This window comes from Pseudomonas sp. SST3 (genome assembly GCF_003325755.1).
In genome coordinates, this window is sequence record NZ_QORI02000161.1 from 1 (window position 1) to 3,653 (window position 3,653).

The 3,653-nt window shown below is 56.3% G+C and carries 5 protein-coding genes and 1 pseudogene; all 6 read right to left on the reverse strand.

Translation table 11 applies throughout. The features are described from left to right. Positions 1–153: 153 nt before the first annotated feature. The gene (locus tag DQ405_RS25740; protein ID WP_014718554.1) at positions 154–489 is read right to left on the reverse strand and encodes an isochorismate lyase; all 336 of its coding nucleotides are present in this window, start codon (positions 487–489) and stop codon (positions 154–156) included. 14 nt (positions 490–503) lie between these two features. Further along, a complete protein-coding gene (locus DQ405_RS28230; protein WP_274597456.1) occupies positions 504–1,100 on the reverse strand; it encodes a pyridoxal-dependent decarboxylase in 597 nt (198 codons plus the stop codon). 5 nt (positions 1,101–1,105) lie between these two features. Beyond that, positions 1,106–1,720, reverse strand: a complete 615-nt coding sequence (locus DQ405_RS28235) for an aminotransferase class I/II-fold pyridoxal phosphate-dependent enzyme (protein WP_274597454.1) — start codon at positions 1,718–1,720, stop codon at positions 1,106–1,108. 39 nt (positions 1,721–1,759) lie between these two features. Continuing rightward, positions 1,760–2,446, reverse strand: a complete 687-nt coding sequence (locus DQ405_RS28400) for a (2,3-dihydroxybenzoyl)adenylate synthase (RefSeq protein WP_342030469.1) — start codon at positions 2,444–2,446, stop codon at positions 1,760–1,762. An 18-nt stretch (positions 2,447–2,464) separates the two neighbouring features. Further along, a pseudogene (locus DQ405_RS28245) lies at positions 2,465–2,941 on the reverse strand (AMP-binding protein); the annotation flags it as partial. Further along, positions 2,880–3,593 carry an AMP-binding protein gene (locus DQ405_RS28250; RefSeq protein WP_274597455.1) on the reverse strand — a complete coding sequence of 238 codons (714 nt, stop codon included), beginning with the start codon at positions 3,591–3,593 and terminating at the stop codon, positions 2,880–2,882. The pseudogene DQ405_RS28245 and the gene DQ405_RS28250, both read right to left, overlap by 62 nt. Positions 3,594–3,653 lie beyond the last annotated feature (60 nt).

The window sequence follows — 3,653 nt, forward strand, 5'->3', positions numbered from 1 at the left end:
ACTTAATTAACAGCTAACAGGCTGATCTGATTACAAAAAATGAAGAAAAGGCCGCCCTTGGTCTACGGTGATAGTTGTGAACACACACCACTCGAACAAGGACAGCCCGCGTGAATCGCAGACCTCAAGTCGTCAGGCATCCACCCGCCATCGTCATGACTTGGCCTGCGCCGAGTACGTTGGTTGTCGGGTGGCCCGCCAATGCAGGATTTGCTGTTGAATATTCCAGTGAATAATCTGCTCGTAGAGCTTCTCGACGAAAGCGACATCAAGTTCGGCTTCTACCGCCCATAGTCGCCGCTCCTCAAGCATGGCCGCGACGCGTTCAGGTGCTGGAATGTCCTGTTCGTTGGCTTTGAACTGCGCCGCAGCCTTTACGTAACGCAGGCGTTTTTGTAGCGAGTCAAGGATCTGGCGGTCAAAAAAGTCGATGCCCGCTCGAATGTCATTGAGGTTCTCGCAGGCTTGTGGCGGTTTTAGCGGCAGCATGAGGCTGGTCTCTTTCAATAATGGGTACGCAAGTTGAATGACGCCGCGGGCAATCGCTCGACGACCGTTTGATCAGTGAATGCTCGCTTGGATCGAAGGGTATTCAGTTGAGCTTCGGCAACCACTTCGTCGATCAAGGCGTCGATCATGCTGCAGTCGTGATGATGAGGTGTGGTGATCAGGTGTGCCGAATTACCGGAGGTGGCCAGGCAGTATTTCGTCGCAATTCTTTCTGATGGGCAAGGGAACACGACGGTGATGGAGTTTTCGTTGCGCCAGGCATCAATGCCCGAGGCCTGGAAGCGGTCGACGGCGTACTGTGCCGTGTCCAGGCTGTGTTTGATTCGATGGCGCCATTCAGCCCATGAGTAGCTGCGCAGTGCCGCCCACATCATCAGGGGTGTGTGGCCGTTGCGCGAGCCGCTGATGGTCTTGTCATGGGCGCGGATATAGTCCACTTCCACTGAAATGCGCGCGACGTTGTTGCGTTTGGCCACGACAATTCCGCAAGGAATGGGCGAGCCGATCATCTTGTGGCCGGAGACGCAGATCGAGTCGATGCCGTCGGCAAACGAGAAGGGTTGTGGGTGATCGACGAAGGGCAGGATCATCCCGCTCAAGGCCGCATCAGCGTGCAGGTAGTAGTCGTGGCGGGCAATGCCTGCCTGTTTGCAGGCGTTGCTGGATGGTCACGATATTTATCCACGGCTCCACGCATCGTGGTGCCGATGTTGGCGAAGATGATGGGGTGACGCTCCTGGTCGGCGGTTATTTTTGCCATCAGGTCGTCGTAGTCGATTTCGCCATTGGGCAGCGATTCGACCGCACGGCATTTGATCCGCAATAATTTGACGATCTTTGCCACGGAGTAGTGGGTGTCTTTCGAGTAGTACAGGGTGCCGTCCGGAAACAGTTCGCGTCCCAGGTAGCAGCCAAACATATTGCCTTCCGTCCCGCCATTGGTGACGTAACCCCAACTGTCTTCAAGGGCAATGTTGAACAGCTCGGCGAAATACGTCATGACGTCTTTTTCAAAGTCGAACGAGTTCAACAGGTAGTTGCTGTACTCGTTCCAGTCCCCGCAGTTGTTAATTGAAAACTGCAAGAAACGGTGCAGCTGGGAGTAATCAAAATCGGCTGATTCGGGATACCCAATGTTGAAATACTGATGTGTCACGCAGTGCTGCCAGAAGCCTTCAAGCTTGCGTTGGTCGGCAGGGGATAAAGTCATGTCTAACTCCTTTTAAATCGACTGGGTGACGCCGCCCGGTCAGGCGGCTATCTGCCTCGCGTCTACCAATGACCACCAACTGCTGAGCGTGGGCGAATCCGCCAGTTCTTCGAAGCTGACGGCAATGCCACGTTCCTTGAGTTCGGCCGCGAGTCTCATCACTTGCAAGGAGTCGAGGCCATAGAAAATCAGGTTTTCCTCAGGGTCCAGGTCTTCACAGTCCTCGACGAGTTGCAGCACGCGAGTCTGCAACCAGGCGCGGGTGGTTTCCGCTGCCAGCAGCTGACGCAGGTGCTTCTTGTCAATCTTGCCCACGGGGGTCAGCGGCATGGTTTCGATTAACCGGATGCGGTCGGGCAGTTTGTATTCGGCGATGCCGAGTTCCATCAGGTGACGTCTGAGCGCGGGCGGCTTCAGGCTCGGGTTGCGTGAGACGACGAACGCGCAGCTTTTTTCTCCCAGCCTGTCATCGGGCATGGCCACCAAGCCCGCGTGAGTCACATCCGGATGGAGGACGATGAGGTTTTCGATTTCCTCCGAAGCGACTTTTTCACCGCCACGGTTGATCTGGTCCTTGACCCTGCCGACCACGCGCAAATCGCCGCTGGGCATGAGTTGGACGAGGTCGCCGGAGTAGTAGTAACCCTCGTTATCGAACGCCTGGGCATTTTGTTCGGGGCTTTGGTAGTACCCGCAAAAGGTGTAAGGGCCACGTGTGGCGAGCATGCCAGGTTCTCCGTCCGGGACGGGGAGGCCTTGTTCGTCAACGATTTTGATTTCATCGTCGGGGCTGATCGGACGGCCCTGGGTAGTAAAAATCTGTTCGTCGGAGTCATTTAGCCGGGTGTAGTTGATCAGGCCTTCGGCCATCCCGAATACCTGTTGCAGCTTACAACCGAGTACGCCGGGTACCTGGCGTGCCAGCGAGTCGGCAAAACAGGCGCCACCGACCTGGAGGAACTCAAGCGATTGCAGTTGTTCTTTATGCTCCGGCGCTGCCTGCAGCCACAAGGCGACTGCACTTGGTACCAAGGCCACAGTATTGACCTCTTGGCGCTGGATGATCGAAAAACAGGTCAAGGGCTCCGGGCTGGGCGCCATGATGATGCAGCCGCCAGCATGCAGAACACCGAGGGCGCCGGGGGAGCTGAGCAAGAAGTTATGGGCGGCAGGTAGCGCGCATAGAAAGCGCGTGCGTGGCGTAAGTTCGCATACTTGCGCGCTTGCCCTGGCGTTGTAGTAATAGTCGTTGTGAGTGCGGGGATGAGTTTGGGGGTGCCCGTGCTGCCGCCTGACAGTTGGAACAATGCGACCTCGCCGGGCCCGAGGGGGAGACGTTCACGTTGCTCTCGCTCGGCGTATTGATCCAGTCGGCGAGGTTGTTTTCGTGACGTTGCTCGCCCAATAGCAAGATGATGTCTGGGCTTGAACCCACCTCCTTGAAGTCGGCGATATAGCTGTCGTCACGGAAGACTTCATGCTCGCGGGAGGCAATCAACAACGTTGGCGCGATTTGTTTGGCGTAACTCTTGAGTTCAAGTTTGCGATGGCTGTAGAGCGCGTTGAGGGGGGCGATTCCTGACTTGAGCAGGGCAAAAAGGACAATGTAAAACTCCGCGATATTGGGCAACTGCACCAGTGCAGTGTCACCGTTGCCAAGCCCGCTGGCGGCCAGTCGCGAGGCCAGGTTGGAAGACAATTGGTCCAACTCGGCATAGCTGAAGTGGCGATCGCCGCAAATAATCGCGGGGGCGTCGGGTTGCGACTGGCTGCGTTCCTGAAGGAGGTGGGTGAGCGGTTTGTCGAGCCAATAGCCTTTGTCCCGATAACGCTGTGCGCTTTCCAGAGGCCAGTGGTTAAATTCAATAGTCATAGTATTCACGTGTGAAAAAAAATTCGAGTTAGTGGGCCAATCCGCAGGCGCGCAGCATGG